The organism is Haladaptatus halobius (assembly GCF_020618475.1).
GTDB lineage: Archaea > Halobacteriota > Halobacteria > Halobacteriales > Haladaptataceae > Haladaptatus > Haladaptatus halobius.
In genome coordinates, this window is record NZ_CP085335.1 from 85,355 (window position 1) to 103,282 (window position 17,928).

Here is a 17,928-nt window from a genome sequence, read left to right on the forward strand (position 1 = left end):
AATGGGAGATGTATGAAGGTGCTACTGGGAATCGGCGGAAGTGACGACTCCTTCACCGCGCTTGAACAGACGGTCTCGCGCGCGATGGCGGCGGGCGACGATCTGACCGTCGCCGTCCTCGACAACCCGGAGAGCGACCGGGCGAAAGACGAGATCGGCGAGAAGGTCGAGGCGGTGCTGGCTGACGCCGACTTCGACGCCGCCATTCGGGACGTGTCGGGCGACCCCGGGAGCCGACTGCTCGACATCGCGGAGAGCGAGGGCTACGACCAGATCGTCCTCGGCGGGGGCCAGCGGAGTCCGATGGGGAAGATTCGACTCGGCCACATCGCCGAGTTCGTCCTGTTGAACTCGCACGTCACGGTGAAGCTGGTACGATGAGCGAACCTCGTCGCTTTCCGGACGAACCCGCGGGTCCGTTTTCGGAGCCGCCGCTCTCGTTCAACGACCGCGAGGGGCGCGAGATAGAGATTCGGCCCTACGAGGAGAACGACGAGGAAGCCCTCGTCTCGATGTACGTCGATTTCGACCCCGCCGACCGCGCGCAGGGGATTCCGCCGGCCACGGAACCGCGAGTGCGCGATTGGGTGAATACCTTGGCCGAGGGGTTGAACGTCGTCGCGTGGCACAGCGACCGCATCGCGGGCCACGCGACGCTCGTCCCCGGCGGCAACGACGCGTACGAACTCGCCATCTTCGTCCATCAGGAGTACCAGCGCGCCGGTATCGGGTCGCACCTCATCCGCACCTTGCTGGGCTACGGACGAGAGCAGGGTATCGAGAAGGTGTGGCTCACAGTGGAGCGGTGGAACCGCGCCGCGGTGAACCTCTACCGGAACGTTGGCTTCGAGACCGCCGACGCGGAGAGCTTCGAACTGGAGATGGTGCTGCGACTGTAGCGACTCCGGAGTATTTCCGTGTCGCGTGCTACACTTAATCGAACGATTTTTGCTGACGCGAAGACCATAGCCGGATAATCGTGTCCGATTTACTGTCCATCTCGAATCTCAAAACCCAGTTCCACACCGAACGAGGGACTGTCAAAGCGGTGGACGACTTCGAGTTGACCATCCGCGAGGGTGAAACCGTCGGCCTCGTCGGTGAATCCGGTTCTGGCAAGAGCGTCACCGCGCTCTCGGCGATGCAACTCATCGACGACCCGGGCGAGGTCGCCAGCGGTGATCTACGGTTCCACGACGCCGAAACCGTCGCCCGGTTCGCGCGCAAGTACCCGTCGGGCGTCACCACCGACGCAAAGAGTGGCTTCATTGTCGTCGAGAGCGCGACCGTCGACCGGGGGCGCGCTCCAGACGGCGAACTCCTCGACGATTCGGAGCTGTCGGAGGCCGAACGCGCCGCCCGGCTAGCCCGCGAATATCCCGACGGAATCGCGGTCGAGGGGGAGGAGAACGACGAGGCGTACTTCACCATCGAGAAGGGGTACGTCGACCTGATGGCCGCGCCGGAATCGGCCATGCGGGACATCCGCGGCGGCGAGATGGGAATGATATTTCAAGACCCGATGACCTCGCTCAACCCCGCACTCACCGTGGGCGAGCAGGTCTCGGAGAGCTTGCGCCTCCACCAGTACGGCGGGAAGAAGAATGATAACTGGTGGAACGCGGTGCGGGAGATTGCCCCGAAGGTCGGCGGGGGCGACATCGACGAGCAACTCCTCCAAGATACCATCGATATCCTGGAGGAGGTCGGCATCTCGGAACCCGAGTCTCGCGTGGACGAGTATCCCCACGAGTTCTCCGGCGGGATGCGCCAGCGCGTGCTCATCGCCATCGCGCTCGCCTGCCGCCCGAAACTGCTCATCGCGGACGAGCCGACGACCGCGCTCGACGTGACGATTCAGGCCCAGATTCTAGACCTTATCAACGACCTCCAAGAGGAGATGGGCATGTCCGTCTTCATGATCACGCACGACCTCGGCGTCGTCGCCGAAACCTGTGACCGGGTCGCCGTGATGTACGCGGGCGACCTTGTGGAGGTCGGGCCGGTGGACGAAATATTCCACAACCCGAGTCACCCGTACACCTATACCCTACTTGAATCCATCCCACGCGAGGACAAAGAGCGGTTGACGCCCATCGAGGGGAACGTGCCCGACCTCATCGACATGCCCGAAGGATGTCACTTCGCACCGCGATGTCCGTGGGCGCAACCGGAGTGTACGCAGGGCGAGATTCCGCACCTCCAGCACGGCCCCGAAGACGTAGACCACCGGGCAAAATGTATCCTCGAGGATTTTGACGAAAGCGAGTACATCAAGGAGTACGAGAGCATCACGACCGAAAGCCACGCCACGGACGAGACGCTGATGACCGTGGATAGTCTGAAAAAGTACTACTCGCGCGCGGACGACTTCCTCGACAAGTGGCTCTCGGACGGCAATCAGAGCGTGAAAGCCGTCGACGGCGTGAGCTTCGACATCTACGAAGGCGAGACGCTCGGCCTCGTCGGCGAATCCGGCTGCGGAAAATCGACCGCGGGTCGTTCGCTGCTCCGCCTCGAAGCGTTGACCGACGGGCGGGTGGTCTTCGCCGGAACCGACCTCGGCGGACTGGACGACGATGAACTCCGGGAGAAGCGTAAGGACATGCAAATGATCTTCCAAGACCCGCTCTCTAGCCTCGACCCCCGGATGACCGTCGAGCAGACTATCGTCGAGCCGCTGAAGATTCACGGACTGTCGAAGGGGAACCGAGACAACCGGGTCACGGAACTCATGGAGGCGGTCGGTCTCGAACCCGGCCAGCGCGACCGCTACCCCCACGAGATTTCGGGCGGACAGCGCCAGCGCGTGGGCATCGCCCGGGCGCTGGCGGTCGACCCCGACTTCATCGTCGCCGACGAACCGGTCTCGGCGCTGGACGTGTCGGTGCAGGCCCAGATACTCAACCTGCTCGAAGACCTCCAGGAGGAGTTCGGCCTGACGTTCCTGTTCATCGCCCACGACCTCTCCGTCGTGCGCCACATCTGCGACCGCGTCGCGGTGATGTATCTCGGCCAAATCGTGGAGGTCGCGGACACGGACGAACTGTTCGCCGACCCAAAACATCCCTACACGCAGGCGCTCCTCTCGGCGATTCCTGAACCCGACCCGCGGGCCGACACCGACGACCGCATCATCCTCGAAGGCGACGTTCCCTCGCCCATCGACCCACCGAGCGGTTGTCACTTCCGAACCCGCTGTCCGAAGATAATCCCGCCGGAGGGGATGGACATTGACCAGCGAGCATACCGCGAGGTGATGGACTACCGCGAACGGGTCGAAGACCGGGCCATCAACCTTGAATCGGTGCGCGAAGAAGTCACGGCGGACGACGTGCCGGTACCGGAGGCGACCGCTACCGACGGCGGAACGCCACCCGACGGCGCGTTCCACGCCGCGCTCTGGAACCACCTATTCGAGACGGAACCTATCGGTGAGCCTCGCGCCGTCGTGGAACGGTCGTTCGACCGCCTCGAAGAGGATGATTGGGAGGGTGCGGAGTCGCTCCTGCGCGACCATTTCACCAGCGTCTGCGAACGCCAAAGCCCGATCCTACAAGACACCGCTCACCCCTCTGCGTGCCATCTATACGACCAACCCGAGTAATCTACGATCGACTTGAGTGACTTGTCTGCTTCTGCTTTCTCTCGTCTGTTACCCGCTATTTCCTATTAATTTCCGCTTTCTTACCCATCCGACAAACTGTTTCTGGTAGAAGTAATTCGGTTCCAATGCAGGGTCTCATGGATCCGACCAGCGGATTCTGCCTCGTTCGAGCCGAGCGTCCGCTTCGAGCAAGCGATTCGAATTCTCGGCCACGACGTGTCGTCGAACGAATTCCGAATCGATTCTGCATTTAGTTTCCTTGCACCGAAGACAAATCTATTCCATTTTATCAATTTTCAATGTGTGGATAGATGACGAATCACTGCTTTTGACTGATTTTATGCGGTGTTTCGTACGTAGACTATCTATTATTGGTTCGGTATGTTTATATGGAACATGTGAGCACAGTGCCGTATGGCGTCACGCGAAAACGTAACGAATAGACGTAGTTTCCTGAAAGCGGCTGGTGGTGCTACTGCTACGGCGGCACTCGCCGGTTGTCTCGGTGGAGACGGTAATACCGGTGGCGACGGTAGCGGTGGCGGCGGTACGCTCACCTACGCCCGCGGTGATAAATCCGGTTCGCTGGACTTCCAGAACACGACGAGCGGCGAGGCCGCGAAAGTTACGAACCAGATGTATGATACGCTCATCGCATTCAAACCTGGTAAGACCTCCCTGACGGAAGGACTTGCAAAGAAGTGGAACGTCAACGGAAAGACGGTAACCCTCGACCTCCGCAAAGATGTAAAATTCCATAACGGTGATAATTTTACCGCATCGGACTTCGTCGCCACGTTCCGCCGGTTCGTAGACGAAAAGTATGAGCACTATCCCGGCAAGACGTATGCCTCTTCGTACGGTCCGTACACCTTCGGTGTCGTCGATGACGTGAAAGCCGTCAGCAAACACAAACTAAAAATCACGCTGAGTAAGAAGTATGCGCCCATCCTGCCGAACCTCGCGATGTTTGTCTCCGCGGTACACTCGGAAAAGGCGATCAAGGAGAAGGGCACGAAACTCAAGTCGGAACCGGTCGGTACCGGACCGTTCAAACTGAAGAACTGGGACAAGAGCAACAATCGCGTTCGCCTCGAAAAGAACGGCGACTACTGGGGCGACGGCCCGCACGTTGACGAAGTCGTCTTCACAGTCGTCGGCCAGAACACGTCGCGTGCGCAGACGCTCATCGCCGGCGATGCAAACATCATCGACGGACTCGGCGCGCAGTCCTCCCAGCAAGTTGACAATTCCGACGCCGCCAAACTCGTCTCGGACGCCGGTATCAACGTCGGTTACATGGCATTCAACATGTCCAAGGTCGAAGCCTTCCGAAACAAGAAGGTTCGACAGGCAATCAGCCATGCGATCGACACGAAAGGTATCGTCAATACGATCTTCAATGGGATTGCAAAACAGGCCAGTCAACCCATCCCAAGTAGTGTGATGGGCTACAACGACAGCCTCAGTCCGTACAAACACGATCCCGAAAAGGCAAAACAGCTCCTGAAGGAGGCAGGCTACGGTGACGGCTTCTCGTTCGAACTGGCGACGTTCAAGAACCCACGTACCTACAACCCGAGCCCGATTCAGGCGGCGAACACCGTCAAGTCGAATTTGAAAAACGTCGGCATCGACGTGAGTATCAAGCAACAGGCGTTCGACCCGTTCCTGAGCTACACCGACTCGTACAAACACGACGCGTGTTTCCTCGGCTGGATGACGGACAACGCCGACCCAGATAATTTCTACTACGCACTGCTCCACCCCGGCGTGTCCATCGACAAGGTGCCGGACGGACAGGACTGGGTCGACCCGAGCAAACACGACAACATCAACACACTCGACGTCGCGGCGTGGGCGAACACAGAGTACATGAAACTCGTCGAAGACGCACAGGCGACTTACGACGAAGCGACCCGTAAGGAGAAGTACAGGAAAGCAGGAAAACTCGCCCACGATGAGGCTCCGTGGGTGTTCATGGATCACGCGAAAGACCTGCGCGGTGTTCACAAGAGCGTCAGCGGCTTCAAACTCGCCCCCATCGGCGGCCCGTTCTTGCGTCTGGTGAAACTCAACTAACGGATTGCGATCGGCTAACGGGGCTTTTTTGCCCCCCGGCCGTTTCACCTTCGGGTGATGATCTCCAAGCGGTTCGTTGTCAAACGACTGTTGCTACTTATTCCCGTGCTGTTCGGGGTAGCGACCTTCGTATTTGCCATTCTCCAGCTAGCACCGGGTGACCCTGCACGCGTGGTCGCGGGCCAACGCGCGTCGGAGGAGTTCGTTCGGCAGGTTCGCCACCAGCTCGGACTAGATCGGCCTGTCTGGGTGCAGTACGGAGAGTTCCTGTGGGAAGCGGTACAACTCGATCTCGGCCAGTCCTATCAGATTCGAAAGGGCGTTCCGGTCACCGAGATCCTCCGAAACCGACTTCCGGTGACGGTAGAGATGGCGATTTACGGCCAATTATTCGGCATCCTCTTCGGCATCCCTCTCGGGATACTTTCGGCGATCAAGCAGGACTCGGCGACCGACCACCTCACCCGCGTCGGTGCGCTCGCGGGAATCAGTGTACCGATCTACTGGAGCGGTCCACTGCTCATCCTGCTGTTCGCCCAGTATCTCAGCATTCTGCCTCCTAGCGGCCGTATCGATTCGGCGTACAGTATCAACCAGGTAACCGGCCTCATCACGGTTGACACGCTGTTGTACTGGAACCTTCCCGCGTTCCAGTCGGCGGCCCTGCACCTGCTCTTACCGTCCGCGGTCATTGGTATCTACTCGATGGCACTCATCTCACGGATGATGCGTTCGTCGATGCTGGAAGTCATCCGGCAGGATTACATCCGAACCGCCCGCGCAAAAGGGCAGGGTGTGAAAATCACCGTGATGAAACATGGATTTCGTAACGCGATGATTCCCGTCGTCACCGTCATCGGCATTCAGTTCGGTACCCTGCTCGGTGGGGCCGTGCTAACGGAGACCGTCTTCGGTATTCCAGGCATCGGAACCATGCTCGTGGACGCCATCGAAGTCGGTGACTTCCCGGTGATACAGGGAACTGTGTTGACCTTTGCATTTCTGTTCACGGCCGTCAACCTGTTCGTGGACGTGACGTACTCCTATCTCGATCCGAGGATAGAACAATGAGCACACAAACAGAATCCAACGAAACGGCCTCGTCCCGCGGCTTCGTGGAGCGACTGCGGGCGTCGCCGTTTCTCTCCGAACTCCTGTCGAATCGTCTCGCAGTAACCGGGTTGACGATCATCGTGTTTATTATAGTGGTCGCCATCTACGCCCGACTGACTATCGACCTCGCGGCCATCAAGGAAACTCGCATCGGAACCCAGCCAAGTCTGGCCCCGCCGAGTGGGAAGTACCTCTTCGGGACAACCTTGCAGGCCCAAGACCTCTTCCCACGCGTCCTCTACGGCGCGTGGTTCGCGATGCTGTTCGGGACGGTCACGGTCAGCGCCTCGACTCTCCTCGGCGTCGGACTCGGCATCATCGCGGCTTACTACAGCGACCTTACGGACAACGTCATCATGCGGACGATGGACGTTCTGCTCGCGTTCCCGGCGCTCTTGCTGTCGCTGGCACTCGTTGCCATCTTCCCCGACAAATGGGGTCTCTGGCGCGCGGTCGTCGCATTGACGTTAGTCTACACGCCGCGCTTCGCGCGTGTCGTCCGCGGTACGGCGCTGAAAGTGCTCGAAGACGAGTACATCGACGCGACGGTGGCACTCGGTGCGAAGAACCCGCGCGTGCTCGTTCGGCATGTCCTGCCGAACTGTCTCGCGCCAATCACGGTACAGAGTACGCTCAACTTCGGTCTCGCCATCATCGACCTCGCGGCGCTGTCATTCCTCGGATTCGGCGCGGAGCCCGGAACCCCGTCGTGGGGTCTGATGCTCTCGAACGGCGTCAAAAACGGCCTGTTCAGCGTCCCGAGCGCGTGGTGGTGGTCGTTCTTCCCCGGCCTGTTCCTCGCCGTGACGGTGTTGGGTTTCAACCTGCTCGGCGATGGGATGCGCGACGCGCTCGACCCGCGGATGCGCGAAGCCGTGGACTGATGAGCCTGTTCGGCTATCTACGCCCCCGCGTTCGTCTCGTCTGGCGGTTCGGACTCTACGGAATCATCCTCGGCGTTGCGGGCGTCCTGCTCGCCGTCGTGGCGGGCGAGTCGGTCTCCTTCGCCAGTCGGAAGGTATTCGCCGTCGGTGCGCTCGCGTTCGGATTCGCCCTGATCGGCTGGTCGGGGTCGGTGCTCGCGGGTCGAGCCGTCGAGAACATGCAAGAGCATCTCGACACGAACTCAAACTGGACGGAGGCCAATTCCCGGCACGCGATGACTGTCATCGGTAGTCTCGGCGCTGGCGGTATGGTCGGCGCGAGTGCGATGACGCTCGTCTTGCGTGCGGCATATTGAGCCGTAAGATTTTTGGCCACATATCATAGTTAGGAGTGGTATGGTTGTTCTCGAACCGACGCTCGTGGGTCTTCTCCTCGCCGGAATCGGCATCACTGCGGTGACAAGACCCCGTGAAATATTCACCATCAGACAGTCGGTTTCGGTCGTTCCGCCCCACGAACCCGACGGGTTCGGTGTCGCGCGCTATCAGGTCTACGGGCTGTTATGCGTGCTCGTTGGACTGGTGCTGGTGCTCGCGTCGCTCTTCCTCCCGTGAGCCACGGAACGGATACCAACCTGCGAGTCCTCCGTTTCGGTATGAACGTGTGTTCCTATTGCGGGCGCGATATCGACGACCATCGACCCGTGTTCGTCGACGAGCGTCTCGACGGAACGAGACGGCGAACCGGGCAGTTCTGTAACTACGCTTGTCTGTCGGCGCACATCGAAGACGAGGAGTTGACGACGGGTGCCTGCTGTCGGCTAGAGATGTGACGCGAACCAATCGCCCGTCAGGTCGGCGACCGCCGCCAGCGTCCCCGGTTCCTCGAAGAGATGTCCCGCACCCCCCACGATTTCGAGTTCCTTTTCGCAGGTCAACTCGGCCGCCACTTCGCGGTTCAGTCGAAGCACCTGCGTATCGCGCTCGCCGACGACGAACAGCGTCGGCGCGTCTATCGCATCGAGGACTTCCGCGGCGAGATCGACGCGCCCGCCCCGCGAGACGACCGCACCCACCTCGGAGCGGCGCGCCGCGGCGCGGAGCGCGGCGGCGGCCCCCGTACTCGACCCGAAGTAGCCCACGCGATAGTCCCCCGTTTCCTCCCGGTTTTCGACCCACTCCGTCGTTGCGACGAGGCGGTCGGTCAGCAGGTCGATGTCGAATCGGTTCTCGTAGATCGCGTCCTCTTTCTCGGTGAGCAGGTCGAACAGCAAAGTGCCGAGACCGAACTCGTGCAATCGCTCGGCGACGAAGTTGTTTCGTGGACTTTTCCGACTGCTGCCGCTTCCGTGTGCGAACACGACCAAACCTGCTGCGTCTTGTGGAATCTGCAGGTCGCCTTCGAGTCGGACGCCATCGACCGGTATCTCGACTGTGGTGTTTCCATCCCCCACCATATCATTCGAGTTTCGACGCGTAGGTCGGTAACCGTAGCGGCCCGGGCGACTCGGGCCGCATCACCGACGAAGCCACCGTTCCGCCGCCGCCCGTTCCTCGGGCGTGTTGACGTTCGCCGTCCACCCGTCCGTCGTCATCGCCAGCATCGTGTGGTCGTCCGCGAACCGCCGAAGCGACTCCGCGAGTTCGTACTCGCCTCGAACCGATAGCTCGGTGTCCGCACACGCGTCGAAGATTTCGGGACTGTAGACGGCGAACCCCGCCGCGACGAGACTCGGCTCCGGCGGGTCGTCGGGTTCTTTCTCGATATCGAGTAGTTCGTCGTCCTCGGTCACGTCGCAGATAGCTTTCACGCGCGCCGCCTCGGGCGAGACCTCTTCGGCGTGTTGCACCGCGTCCACCCCGTCCTCGCGCTGGCGTTCGACCAGTGGTCGGAGGTCGGCCCGAATCACGCAGTCCCCGTCCAGACACATGAAATCATCCCGGACGTGCGGTTCGGCTCGCAGGAGTGCGTGCGCCATCCCCAACTGTTCGTCCTGCCGCGCGTACGTTATCGGCACTCCGGCGAACGACTCCTCGTAACGTTCCCGAATCTTCGCACCTTCGTAGCCGACGACAACGATCAACTCCTCGGCGTCGAGTTCGACCAGTGTCTCGAAACAGTGCGTGAGGATCGGTTTACCGGCCACTTCGACCAACGCTTTCGGCTTGTCTTCGGTCAATGGTCGGAGGCGCGTTCCTTCTCCGGCGGCGAGGACGACTGCTTGCATGGGTGTCCATCGCGTCCGAAACCGCTTCGAACTTGTGAATGACCGACTCGAACCCCGTTTCGGCCGACGCAGTTACGATGAAACCGTCGTACGAATCGACCGACCCTCGACAGGCCCGCAGAGTTGGAAGGCGGGCGAGACGAAACCGAAGCGGGACTCCCCGACCTGTCGTAGCGTCGCCGACTCAGTCCCGAACGTTCTCGCCGACTGGGTCGCCGAATTCGCCGTCCTCGAAGACGACGTTCCCGCGCACCATCGTCAACTCGGGGAAGACTCCAGTCCAGCCCTCGAACGGAGTCCAACCGCATTTCGAGTGGAGGTCGTCGCCCCGAATCTCGCGGGTTTCGTCGGGGTCGACCAGTACGAGATCGGCCATTCTGCCTTCCTCGATGCGACCCTTTCGCGGCAGGCCGAATACTTTCGAGGGGGTGCGCGCGGTGAGATCCGCCACGCGGTCGTAGCTCAGATTGCCCTTACGGGCCTGCTCCAGCAGGAGCGGGAGCATCGTCTCGACGCCGGGGACGCCGCTCGGAGCGTTCCAGATGCTCGCGTCTTTCTCTTCGCGGGTGTGCGGCGCGTGGTCGGTCGCGATCATATCGACCGTTCCGTTCGCCACGCGCGCGAAGACTTCTTCCCGTCGCTTCTCGCTTCGAAGCGGCGGGTTCATCCGACCGAACGTTCCGAGTTCTTCGAGGTGGTCGCGCGAGAGGAACATGTGGTGGGGCGTCACCTCGCACGTCGCACCGACATCGCGGGCCGCGTCGATCCCCTTGGGCGTGCTGGTGTGGGCGATGTGGAGTCGTGCACCGAATTCCGCGCCGATTTCGCAGGCGCGCTCGACGGCGTCGACCTCGGCTTCCGCCGTGCGGTAGGCGCTCCACGCGTTCGGGTCGTCGCGTGATTTCGCGTCTCGATCGAAGAGCTCGGCGTTCTCGGCGTGTACGGTCACGACGGCGTAGTCGTCAGCGGCGCGCCCGACCGCCGAGCGGAACAGGTCTTCCTCGATGCCCATCTTCCCCGTCGAATCGGCGAGAAATACCTCGCCGAGCGCGAGAATGGGTCGGTCGAACAGCTCATCGGGCTTCCAGTCGGGCGTGACGCCGCCGTTGATACCGTAATCGACGTAGGAGTCGGCGGCCAGCACCACTTTCGCATCAAACGATTCGCCGTCCACGGTCGGCGGGTTCGTGTTCGGTTGATCGACGACCGTAGTCACGCCGCCCGCGGCGGCGCTCCTGCTACCCGTCTCCCACGTTTCCTTGTGCGGAAATCCGGGCTGACGAAAGTGAACGTGGGCGTCGATAGCCCCCGGCAGGAGGAGTTTCCCCGCGGCGTCGACGACCTCGCCGGATTCCGTGAGCGAGGATCCGACCGCGGCGATCCTCCCCGCGTCCGTTTCGATGCGAACATCGCGTTTGCTTCCGTCGGCGAGCGTCGCGTTCCGGATGGTGAGCATATCGGCCAGTGTCTTCGGGAGCGTCCTAAGTGTCCCGGTCGCCGACGTATTCGGCTCGCTCGTCGGCGTCGATCCGTTCGACTTGCGTGCTCGCCTCGACCTGCTCGACCGTCGGTTCCGCGTCGCCGACCAACAGCTCTTCGATGGTTTCGACCACGAGACCGGGGTCGGCGTCACCTCCCACTTTGGCGATACTGCCGACCGAATCTAGGTCGAACGGTACGTCGAGGGCGGCGTATATCGGGTCGAGCACGTCCGCTATCTCACCGTGGTCGTCCACCACAACGACGCCGGAAACGAGCGCCGCGCCGGTACGAACGCGCTGGGCGACGCCCGCGAGTTTCCCCTTCCACTGGAGCGAGTAGTTGCCGGGGCAGAACGACCGCGGTGGTTCGCCGCGCTGGGCCGGAACGCCGAGCCGCCAGAAGGCGCGTTGAACCGCCTCGGTCATCTCGGCGTACCGCGCTTCCATCCCGGTTCGCATGTCTTCGAGCGGTATCGTGCGAGCGAAGGCGACCGTCGTCCCGGTGTAGGCGACCGCACGCCCGCCGACGCTCCGTTCGACCGGTTCGAATCCGCATGCCCGAGCGACGGACTTCGCCACCTCGAAGTCCTCGGCCCGTGCGTCTCGCCGTCCGAAGGCGACCTGTCGGTGCGGCGTCCAGACGCGAACCGCCGGCTCGCCGGTTTCAGCTGTCTCCGAGAGCATCGCGGCTGTGACTTCTCCGTCAACCTCTCGTGTCTCGGCCCGACCACGCAGCACGCGCATAGCACTCCATTGTAACCCGACGTATGTAAACGCTCGCGGTCTGGAATAGATTCATGGTTGGACTTTCGCCGGACGTGCTCTCGCGCTATCCGCGCTTTTCGCTATACAACTCGCCGTACGTCGCCCACGACGAGGGGTGTGCTATCGATCTCTATCCGGGGAGCGCGGGACGACCACCAGGGAGTCGAGCGGGGAGCGAAGCGACTCGGGAGACGAGCGCGCCGAGTCCCGTCGCCGGCGAGGTGGTCGCGGTGCGGTCGGTGACGGCACCGCCGAAGCCCTACGCCGTGGCCCGCGACCACCTCATCGTGGTCGATACCGGCGAGTACCTCGTCCGGATGCTCCACGTCGAGCCGAACGTCGAACCCGGCGACCGGATCGAAGTCGGCGACTCGCTGGGCGAGTTGGTTCGCTCGGGCTTCTTCGCGCCGTGGGTTTCGAACCACATCCACCTCGGCTTTCGAGAGCGCGACGCAAACCCCATGCGCGCCTCTGGGTCGCTCCCCATCGAAGTCCCGGTCGATATTGAACCGCTCGCGTGGGACGGCTCTGGACGCGTGGTCGCAACCGCCGAGACCTTCGTCGTGCTGGATTCGCCCATCCACCCGGCGCCCGGCGAGCGATTTGCCGGAATCGCCGGCGTCATGGGCGACGAACTCGTCGTGCTGGATTCGCCCATCCACCCGGCGCCCGGCGAGCGATTTGCCGGAATCGCCGGCGTCATGGGCGACGAACTCGTCGTGCTGGATGGCGGGCTACCGCACTACGAAGGCGGCGGCGCGCTGTCCGCGGGTAGCAGTCGCTCGCCGGACGGCGATTGCGTCTCGCTCGTGGATTCGTCCATCGGCGTGGTCGACGGACGAACCGTGACGTGGGACGACGTGACCGTTCGCGCGAACGAGAGGCCGATTACCGGCCTCTCGCTGTTCGTCTCGCGCGAACAGTTCGGCGCGAAACTCGTCTGTCCGGGCCACGAGTTTCGAGTCGGCAACTCGATTTCCGTGAGCATCCGCTGAGTCGGGGTTTGGCTGACTACTGCGTACGATTTTGACGTTTCGCGGTTCTCACATCGTGACGACTCTGGCCTCGTTTTCGTTTATAATATTTCGCTGATTCGGAACTCGTCTTTCCGTTCACTTGAACTCCACGTCGTCCAACTCCACGCCCTCGCCGAACAACCACGCCGAGTGTTCGACGGCGTACTCCTTGTGGCCTTCTTCGATGTAGCCCACGGCGTCCTCCACGATGACAGGTTTGAAATCGCGTAGTCCGGCGCTTCCGGCGGTGTGGAGGACGCAGACGTTCGCCAGCGTCCCGCAGAAGAGCAGATTCTTGATACGGTGAGCGTCGAGGTAGCCTTCGAGGTCGGTCTGGTAGAAGGCGTCGTAGGTGTGTTTCGTTACGACGTGATCGTCCTCGCGCACGTCGAGTTCGTCTACTATCTCCGTCTCCCACGTCCCTTCCACGACGTGCTCACCCCAGCGCTCGAACTCGTCGTAGTAGTGGTTGTCCTCGAACTGCTCCGGCGGGTGAACGTCGCGGGTGAACACTACCGACGCGCCGGCCTCGCGTGCGCGCGAGAGAAGCTCTTGTATGTGTTCGATAACGTCCTCGCTTCCCGGTGCGTAGAGGCTCCCGTCCGGGTGGCAGAAGCCATTCTGCATGTCGACGACGACGATAGCGGTCGAATCAGGGTCGAAGTTCATACCCAAGGCTTCGGTCGGTTCGTAGGAAACCGTTACGCAGGCCACTAACGTATTGCTCGCGCCGTATCGTTCCTCTCTCCTTTCACGAGCTTTTTTACACAGTAGTCCTTGGTGTCGCCCACAGGAATGCGCACAATCACCGTCGTCGCGGTCGCTCTGATGCTCGTGCTGGCCGGGTGTTCGCAGGCTCCCGGCTTGGACGATACGACGAGCAACCCCGGCACAACAGGAACGTCGCAGACGCCCGGAACCATGCCATCCGGCCCGACCGAGGTGGTTCACCCGCCCGACCCGAGTTCGGACGTGCTCGGCTGGGAGAACGGCTACTGGTACAACGAGACAGTCAACGTCACTCGGGGCGACGGTCTGAACGACTCCGAGATGGACGCCGTGGTCAATCGCTCGATGGCCCGCGTCGAGAGGATACGGAAACTGGAGTTCGACAAGTCGGTTCCGGTGAAGGTCATCTCGCGCGCGCAGTTCCGCAAGAATCAGGGGAACCAGACGACGCCACCGAAGCGAAAGCTGTTCGACAACGTGAAGTTCGAGGCGCTGATGATGATCGGCGAATCGACCGACTCCATCGCCGTGCAGACGAAGAACTCCGGGTCGTCGGTCGGCGGCTACTACAGTCCGAAAGAGCAGTCCATCGTCATCATCTCGAACAACGAGAGCGCGCCGAAGATGAACGAGATCACGCTCTCACAGGAATTATATCACGCCCTCCAAGACCAGAAGTTCGGCTTCAACTCGTTCAACCAGAACACCCGCGAGCGACACAACGCCATCGACGGCGTCATCGAAGGCGACGGTAACTACGTTGATTACCTCTACGAGAAGCGGTGCAAGGACCAGTGGAAGGGCACCTGTCTCATGCCCAACAACGAGGACAGCGTCGGCGGCGGCCAGCTCGCCAATATTGGCCCATACCTGCTCAAGTATCAGCCGTACAGCGACGGACCGCCATTCATGAAGCAGATACACCAAAAACAGGGTTGGAAGGGCGTCAACGACCTCTACGAGAACCCGCCCGCCAGCACCGAGCAGGTCATCCACCCCGAGAAGTATCCGGGTGACAAACCCGCCCGGGTTACGGTGCGAGACAAGACGAGCAACGGGTGGACACGCCTGAAGCCGAAAGGTCGTCCGAACTTCGGGGAGGTCGGCGAAGCGGGCATCTTTGCGATGTTCATGTACCCCTACTACGAGAGCCAGGGGAACTCGCAGATAATCCCGGCTCAGCAGTTCTTCAACACGAAGGCGGACGGGCAGAGTCTCAAGGAGTTCGACCCGCTGAACTACCGAAGCAAACCCACCGAAGGCTGGGATGGCGACAAGATAGTCGTCTACACGAACGACAACGCCAAGCAGAACGAGACGGGCTACGTCTTCAAGACGAAGTGGGACTCGAAGAAAGACGCCAGGGAGTTCGTCGCGGCCTACGAGAAACTGCTGAAATACCGCAAGGCCAAGCGAGTTGACGGCCGGCGGAACACGTGGACGGTGCCGGCGAAGACCGGCTTCGGCGACGCCTTCTACGTCCAACAGCGGGGCAACACCGTCGTCATCGTGAACGCGCCCACCGTCTCCGACCTCTCAGACGTGCGAAACGGCGCAGCGCCGAAGGCCTGACCTGACGGTCGGAGTTCCGACCGCTTTCGCGCTCGACGAATCCGGTGCTTTTTCGCTCTCCTACGAGAACTCTCCACACATGCACAACTGGTGGTTCGCGTGAGCGACCGATTCGACGTGGTTTCGGAGGCGGCCATCCGCGACGGAACTGCGACGGACGCCTACTTCCTCCGCACTGAGACGACGCTCGAAGCCACGGGGAAGAACCCGAACGTCGTCGCCGAGGTGACCGCCGACCAGTTCCCGACCGGCGAGTTCGAACTGCTTGCCGGCGTGAAAGACGCGGCTCACCTCCTCGAAGGGCTTCCCGTCGACGTGGACGCAATGGAAGAGGGCCGACTGTTCGACGGCGGTCCGGTGTTCACCATCGAGGGGCGCTACCTCGACTTCGCGCGATACGAAACGTCCTTACTCGGCTTCCTCTCGCACGCGTCGGGGATGGCGACCAATGCGCTCGAAACGCGGCTCGCCGCCCCGGACTCGACCGTGTTGAGTTTTGGCGCGCGCCACGTCCACCCCTCCATCGCCGCGGTCGTGGAACGGTCGGCGCTCGTCGCCGGGCTGGACGGTATCTCCCACGTCGCGGCGGGCGAGATGCTCGGCGTGGACGCAAGCGGGACGATGCCCCACGCGCTACTCATCTGTTTCGGCAACGGAAATCAGGAGGGGGCGTGGCGGGCGTTCGACGATGCAGTCGGCGACGACGTGCCGCGGGTCGCGCTCTGCGACACGTTCTCCGACGAGAAAGACGAAGTGCTTCGCGCGGCGGAGGCGCTCGGAGATTCCCTCGACAGCGTTCGCATCGACACGACCAGCTCGCGTCGAGGGAACTTCCGGCACATCCTGCGCGAACTGCGCTGGGAACTCGATTCGCGCGGCTTCGAGGACGTGGGTATCTTCGCCAGCGGCGGCCTCGGCCCGGACGAACTGCGCGAACTCCGCGACGCGGCAGACGGCTTCGGCGTCGGCAGTCACATCAGCAACGCGGATCCCGTCGATTTCGCGCTCGACATCGTGGAAGTCGACGGCGAACCGGTGGCGAAGCGTGGGAAACTCTCGGGCAAGAAACAGGCATATCGCACGGCGGACGGCGGCCATCACGTCGGTCTCGCGCGCCACGACGCGGAGGGCGAACCGCTGCTACAACCGCTCCTCCGCGACGGCGAACTCGTGCGCGAGTTCGCCGTCGCCGATGCGGCTCGGCGTGCCGGCGACGACGCTGCGGCAGTCGGGTTCGAGGATTAGAGGCGTTCGATACTCCCTTCCGGTTCGCGCTCGCGGAACACCGGCCCTTCGACGAGGGTGACGAACACATCGTCGTCCTCCCACGCGCCGTGGGGAAGACTGGCCTTGCGGGAGGTTCGGTCGAGATATTCGAACACGCTCCAGTTGTGTTCCACGGGCAGGGTGGGGTACATCCACGCCTGCTGGCCACGTCCTTCGACGGCGACGCCGTGGCGTCCCAGTTTGATATCGTTCGCAGGGTCGTCGGTCAACACCGTGTTCTCGACGATGAACACGGAGATAGTGAGATTCGATAGCTCGGCCGGTTCGACTTCCGACCCGCAGGAGTCCTCGCTGGCCGCTGCGATGGCCGAATCGACTATCGCGTGCCCTAACTGTTCGCTCGTCTCGTAGGCACCGGCACACCCGCGCAGGCTTCCGCGCCCACGGGTGGATTCCAGTCGAACGAAGACGCCGGTTCGAGCGTAAAACGCTTCCCGCATGCTGCCGGGTTGTTCACGCTGCCCATTGATCACGTATGAAGTAACCGCCTCTCGTGCGAGTTCGACCGCGCGCGTGCCATCCTCGTAGGTGAGGGTAACTGCCTGTGCCTCAGACATACAGACTACTCTTATGCACAGAAGCATCTTCAACGCTTCCCTTCGATCTGGCCGCCTTTAAGCCCCCGTGACTGTGCGGACCGAACGGCTTAAACGCGTCTATGGGCTAGCTTACTACGGCAGAGGGAGCCCGGTTCCCGCGGTTCACGGTGCCGATCATCCGGCACCCACGTGAGGAAAGTCCCCCCACCGTCCGGGCAGGCAACCGGACGCAAGTCCGGAGTGGGAGACCGCTGGCTCTGGAACAGAAACGAGACCACTCCACACGACCGATGCGGTGCGCGAACCGACCCGTAAGGGAAGGGAGTTAACCCACCAAGGAATGAGTGTGGAGAACGGGTGGAACGGCGAATCCTTGCCGGTGCAAGTCCGCACCACTTGGTAGCCCGGACGCGGCCGGAGTATCCGGCGATGGTGCGGACGCTCAGCCGAATGCCGGGCCGAACAGAAGGGGGCTTACTCCCCTCAGCCGCTTTTCAGATGCCGAACGCGAGAGCCAGTAACGCGACCACGGCGAGTAGTTCCATCAGAACCACCGCCAAACCCGCGCCTGCTTTGATGTGCCTCATACTGCCCAGTTCGTGCATCGATACCGACCCCGATAAGT

18 protein-coding genes and 1 other RNA gene are annotated in these 17,928 nt (G+C 62.0%); 13 read left to right on the top strand and 6 right to left on the bottom strand.

Features of this window, described 5'->3' with window-relative positions; all coding sequences use genetic code 11:
* Window positions 1-12 precede the first annotated feature (12 nt).
* From LIW51_RS00415 to LIW51_RS00455, 9 genes are all read left to right on the top strand, one after another.
* Window positions 13-381 carry a universal stress protein gene (locus LIW51_RS00415; protein WP_227375294.1) on the top strand — a complete coding sequence of 123 codons (369 nt, stop codon included), beginning with the start codon at window positions 13-15 and terminating at the stop codon, window positions 379-381.
* The gene (locus tag LIW51_RS00420; protein ID WP_227375295.1) at window positions 378-899 is read left to right on the top strand and encodes a GNAT family N-acetyltransferase; all 522 of its coding nucleotides are present in this window, start codon (window positions 378-380) and stop codon (window positions 897-899) included. The genes LIW51_RS00415 and LIW51_RS00420 overlap by 4 nt, the downstream gene beginning before the upstream one ends.
* 80 nt (window positions 900-979) lie before the next feature.
* On the top strand, window positions 980-3,607 hold the full coding sequence (locus LIW51_RS00425) for an ABC transporter ATP-binding protein (protein ID WP_227375296.1): 2,628 nt from the start codon (window positions 980-982) through the stop codon (window positions 3,605-3,607).
* A gap of 414 nt (window positions 3,608-4,021) precedes the next feature.
* A complete protein-coding gene (locus LIW51_RS00430) occupies window positions 4,022-5,689 on the top strand; it encodes an ABC transporter substrate-binding protein (RefSeq protein WP_227375297.1) in 1,668 nt (555 codons plus the stop codon).
* 57 nt (window positions 5,690-5,746) lie between these two features.
* Window positions 5,747-6,760 carry an ABC transporter permease gene (locus LIW51_RS00435; protein ID WP_227375298.1) on the top strand — a complete coding sequence of 338 codons (1,014 nt, stop codon included), beginning with the start codon at window positions 5,747-5,749 and terminating at the stop codon, window positions 6,758-6,760.
* A complete protein-coding gene (locus LIW51_RS00440) occupies window positions 6,757-7,686 on the top strand; it encodes an ABC transporter permease (protein WP_227375299.1) in 930 nt (309 codons plus the stop codon). Before LIW51_RS00435 ends, LIW51_RS00440 begins: the two co-directional genes overlap by 4 nt.
* Window positions 7,686-8,042, top strand: coding sequence for a DUF7268 family protein (locus LIW51_RS00445; RefSeq protein WP_227375300.1), 357 nt, complete (start codon window positions 7,686-7,688; stop codon window positions 8,040-8,042). The genes LIW51_RS00440 and LIW51_RS00445 overlap by 1 nt, the downstream gene beginning before the upstream one ends.
* Window positions 8,043-8,082: 40 nt before the next feature.
* Window positions 8,083-8,301, top strand: a complete 219-nt coding sequence (locus tag LIW51_RS00450) for a DUF6199 family natural product biosynthesis protein (protein WP_227375301.1) — start codon at window positions 8,083-8,085, stop codon at window positions 8,299-8,301.
* 41 nt (window positions 8,302-8,342) lie between these two features.
* Complete coding sequence (locus LIW51_RS00455; protein ID WP_227375302.1) at window positions 8,343-8,519, top strand: hypothetical protein; 177 nt, start codon at window positions 8,343-8,345, stop codon at window positions 8,517-8,519.
* Here LIW51_RS00455 and LIW51_RS00460 read toward each other — a convergent pair.
* From LIW51_RS00460 to LIW51_RS00475, 4 genes are all read right to left on the bottom strand, one after another.
* Entirely contained in the window at window positions 8,508-9,143 is a 636-nt protein-coding gene (locus tag LIW51_RS00460) for a dienelactone hydrolase family protein (protein WP_227375303.1), read from the bottom strand. The genes LIW51_RS00455 and LIW51_RS00460 overlap by 12 nt on opposite strands.
* 60 nt (window positions 9,144-9,203) lie before the next feature.
* A complete protein-coding gene (locus LIW51_RS00465; RefSeq protein ID WP_227375304.1) occupies window positions 9,204-9,914 on the bottom strand; it encodes a sugar phosphate nucleotidyltransferase in 711 nt (236 codons plus the stop codon).
* Window positions 9,915-10,098: 184 nt separating this feature from the next.
* Complete coding sequence (locus LIW51_RS00470; RefSeq protein WP_227375305.1) at window positions 10,099-11,370, bottom strand: dihydroorotase; 1,272 nt, start codon at window positions 11,368-11,370, stop codon at window positions 10,099-10,101.
* A gap of 25 nt (window positions 11,371-11,395) precedes the next feature.
* Window positions 11,396-12,139 (bottom strand): lipoate--protein ligase family protein, encoded by a 744-nt coding sequence (locus LIW51_RS00475; RefSeq protein ID WP_227375306.1) that lies wholly within the window; start codon window positions 12,137-12,139, stop codon window positions 11,396-11,398.
* 53 nt (window positions 12,140-12,192) lie between these two features.
* Here LIW51_RS00475 and LIW51_RS00480 point away from each other — a divergent pair, with 53 nt between their 5' ends.
* On the top strand, window positions 12,193-13,155 hold the full coding sequence (locus LIW51_RS00480) for a DUF8155 domain-containing protein (RefSeq protein ID WP_227375307.1): 963 nt from the start codon (window positions 12,193-12,195) through the stop codon (window positions 13,153-13,155).
* A gap of 117 nt (window positions 13,156-13,272) precedes the next feature.
* Here LIW51_RS00480 and LIW51_RS00485 read toward each other — a convergent pair whose 3' ends face one another.
* Complete coding sequence (locus LIW51_RS00485; RefSeq protein WP_227375308.1) at window positions 13,273-13,845, bottom strand: cysteine hydrolase family protein; 573 nt, start codon at window positions 13,843-13,845, stop codon at window positions 13,273-13,275.
* A 126-nt stretch (window positions 13,846-13,971) separates the two neighbouring features.
* Between LIW51_RS00485 and LIW51_RS00490 the strand changes: the two genes are divergently transcribed.
* Together LIW51_RS00490 and LIW51_RS00495 are read left to right on the top strand one after the other, a co-directional pair.
* The gene (locus tag LIW51_RS00490; RefSeq protein ID WP_227375309.1) at window positions 13,972-15,477 is read left to right on the top strand and encodes an Hvo_1808 family surface protein; all 1,506 of its coding nucleotides are present in this window, start codon (window positions 13,972-13,974) and stop codon (window positions 15,475-15,477) included.
* A gap of 99 nt (window positions 15,478-15,576) precedes the next feature.
* Complete coding sequence (locus tag LIW51_RS00495; protein WP_227375310.1) at window positions 15,577-16,722, top strand: nicotinate phosphoribosyltransferase; 1,146 nt, start codon at window positions 15,577-15,579, stop codon at window positions 16,720-16,722.
* On the opposite strand, the gene LIW51_RS00500 is transcribed toward LIW51_RS00495, so the two are convergent.
* Entirely contained in the window at window positions 16,719-17,321 is a 603-nt protein-coding gene (locus LIW51_RS00500) for a TIGR00296 family protein (protein ID WP_227375311.1), read from the bottom strand. The genes LIW51_RS00495 and LIW51_RS00500 overlap by 4 nt on opposite strands.
* A gap of 118 nt (window positions 17,322-17,439) precedes the next feature.
* On the opposite strand from LIW51_RS00500, the gene rnpB reads away from it, so the two are divergent.
* Window positions 17,440-17,792: RNase P RNA component (rnpB, locus tag LIW51_RS00505), an RNA gene on the top strand.
* Window positions 17,793-17,928 lie beyond the last annotated feature (136 nt).

What these genes read in the sequence shown, in the direction of transcription:
- LIW51_RS00415 (WP_227375294.1), top strand. Translation starts at nt 13, where the DNA reads ATGAAGGTGCTACTGGGAATCGGCGGAAGTGACGACTCCTTCACCGCG.
- LIW51_RS00420 (WP_227375295.1), top strand. Translation starts at nt 378, where the DNA reads ATGAGCGAACCTCGTCGCTTTCCGGACGAACCCGCGGGTCCGTTTTCG.
- LIW51_RS00430 (WP_227375297.1), top strand. Translation starts at nt 4,022, where the DNA reads ATGGCGTCACGCGAAAACGTAACGAATAGACGTAGTTTCCTGAAAGCG.
- LIW51_RS00435 (WP_227375298.1), top strand. Translation starts at nt 5,747, where the DNA reads ATGATCTCCAAGCGGTTCGTTGTCAAACGACTGTTGCTACTTATTCCC.
- LIW51_RS00440 (WP_227375299.1), top strand. Translation starts at nt 6,757, where the DNA reads ATGAGCACACAAACAGAATCCAACGAAACGGCCTCGTCCCGCGGCTTC.
- LIW51_RS00445 (WP_227375300.1), top strand. Translation starts at nt 7,686, where the DNA reads ATGAGCCTGTTCGGCTATCTACGCCCCCGCGTTCGTCTCGTCTGGCGG.
- LIW51_RS00450 (WP_227375301.1), top strand. Translation starts at nt 8,083, where the DNA reads ATGGTTGTTCTCGAACCGACGCTCGTGGGTCTTCTCCTCGCCGGAATC.
- LIW51_RS00455 (WP_227375302.1), top strand. Translation starts at nt 8,343, where the DNA reads ATGAACGTGTGTTCCTATTGCGGGCGCGATATCGACGACCATCGACCC.
- LIW51_RS00460 (WP_227375303.1), bottom strand. Translation starts at nt 9,143, where the DNA reads ATGGTGGGGGATGGAAACACCACAGTCGAGATACCGGTCGATGGCGTC.
- LIW51_RS00465 (WP_227375304.1), bottom strand. Translation starts at nt 9,914, where the DNA reads ATGCAAGCAGTCGTCCTCGCCGCCGGAGAAGGAACGCGCCTCCGACCA.
- LIW51_RS00470 (WP_227375305.1), bottom strand. Translation starts at nt 11,370, where the DNA reads ATGCTCACCATCCGGAACGCGACGCTCGCCGACGGAAGCAAACGCGAT.
- LIW51_RS00475 (WP_227375306.1), bottom strand. Translation starts at nt 12,139, where the DNA reads ATGCGCGTGCTGCGTGGTCGGGCCGAGACACGAGAGGTTGACGGAGAA.
- LIW51_RS00480 (WP_227375307.1), top strand. Translation starts at nt 12,193, where the DNA reads ATGGTTGGACTTTCGCCGGACGTGCTCTCGCGCTATCCGCGCTTTTCG.
- LIW51_RS00485 (WP_227375308.1), bottom strand. Translation starts at nt 13,845, where the DNA reads ATGAACTTCGACCCTGATTCGACCGCTATCGTCGTCGTCGACATGCAG.
- LIW51_RS00490 (WP_227375309.1), top strand. Translation starts at nt 13,972, where the DNA reads ATGCGCACAATCACCGTCGTCGCGGTCGCTCTGATGCTCGTGCTGGCC.
- LIW51_RS00500 (WP_227375311.1), bottom strand. Translation starts at nt 17,321, where the DNA reads ATGTCTGAGGCACAGGCAGTTACCCTCACCTACGAGGATGGCACGCGC.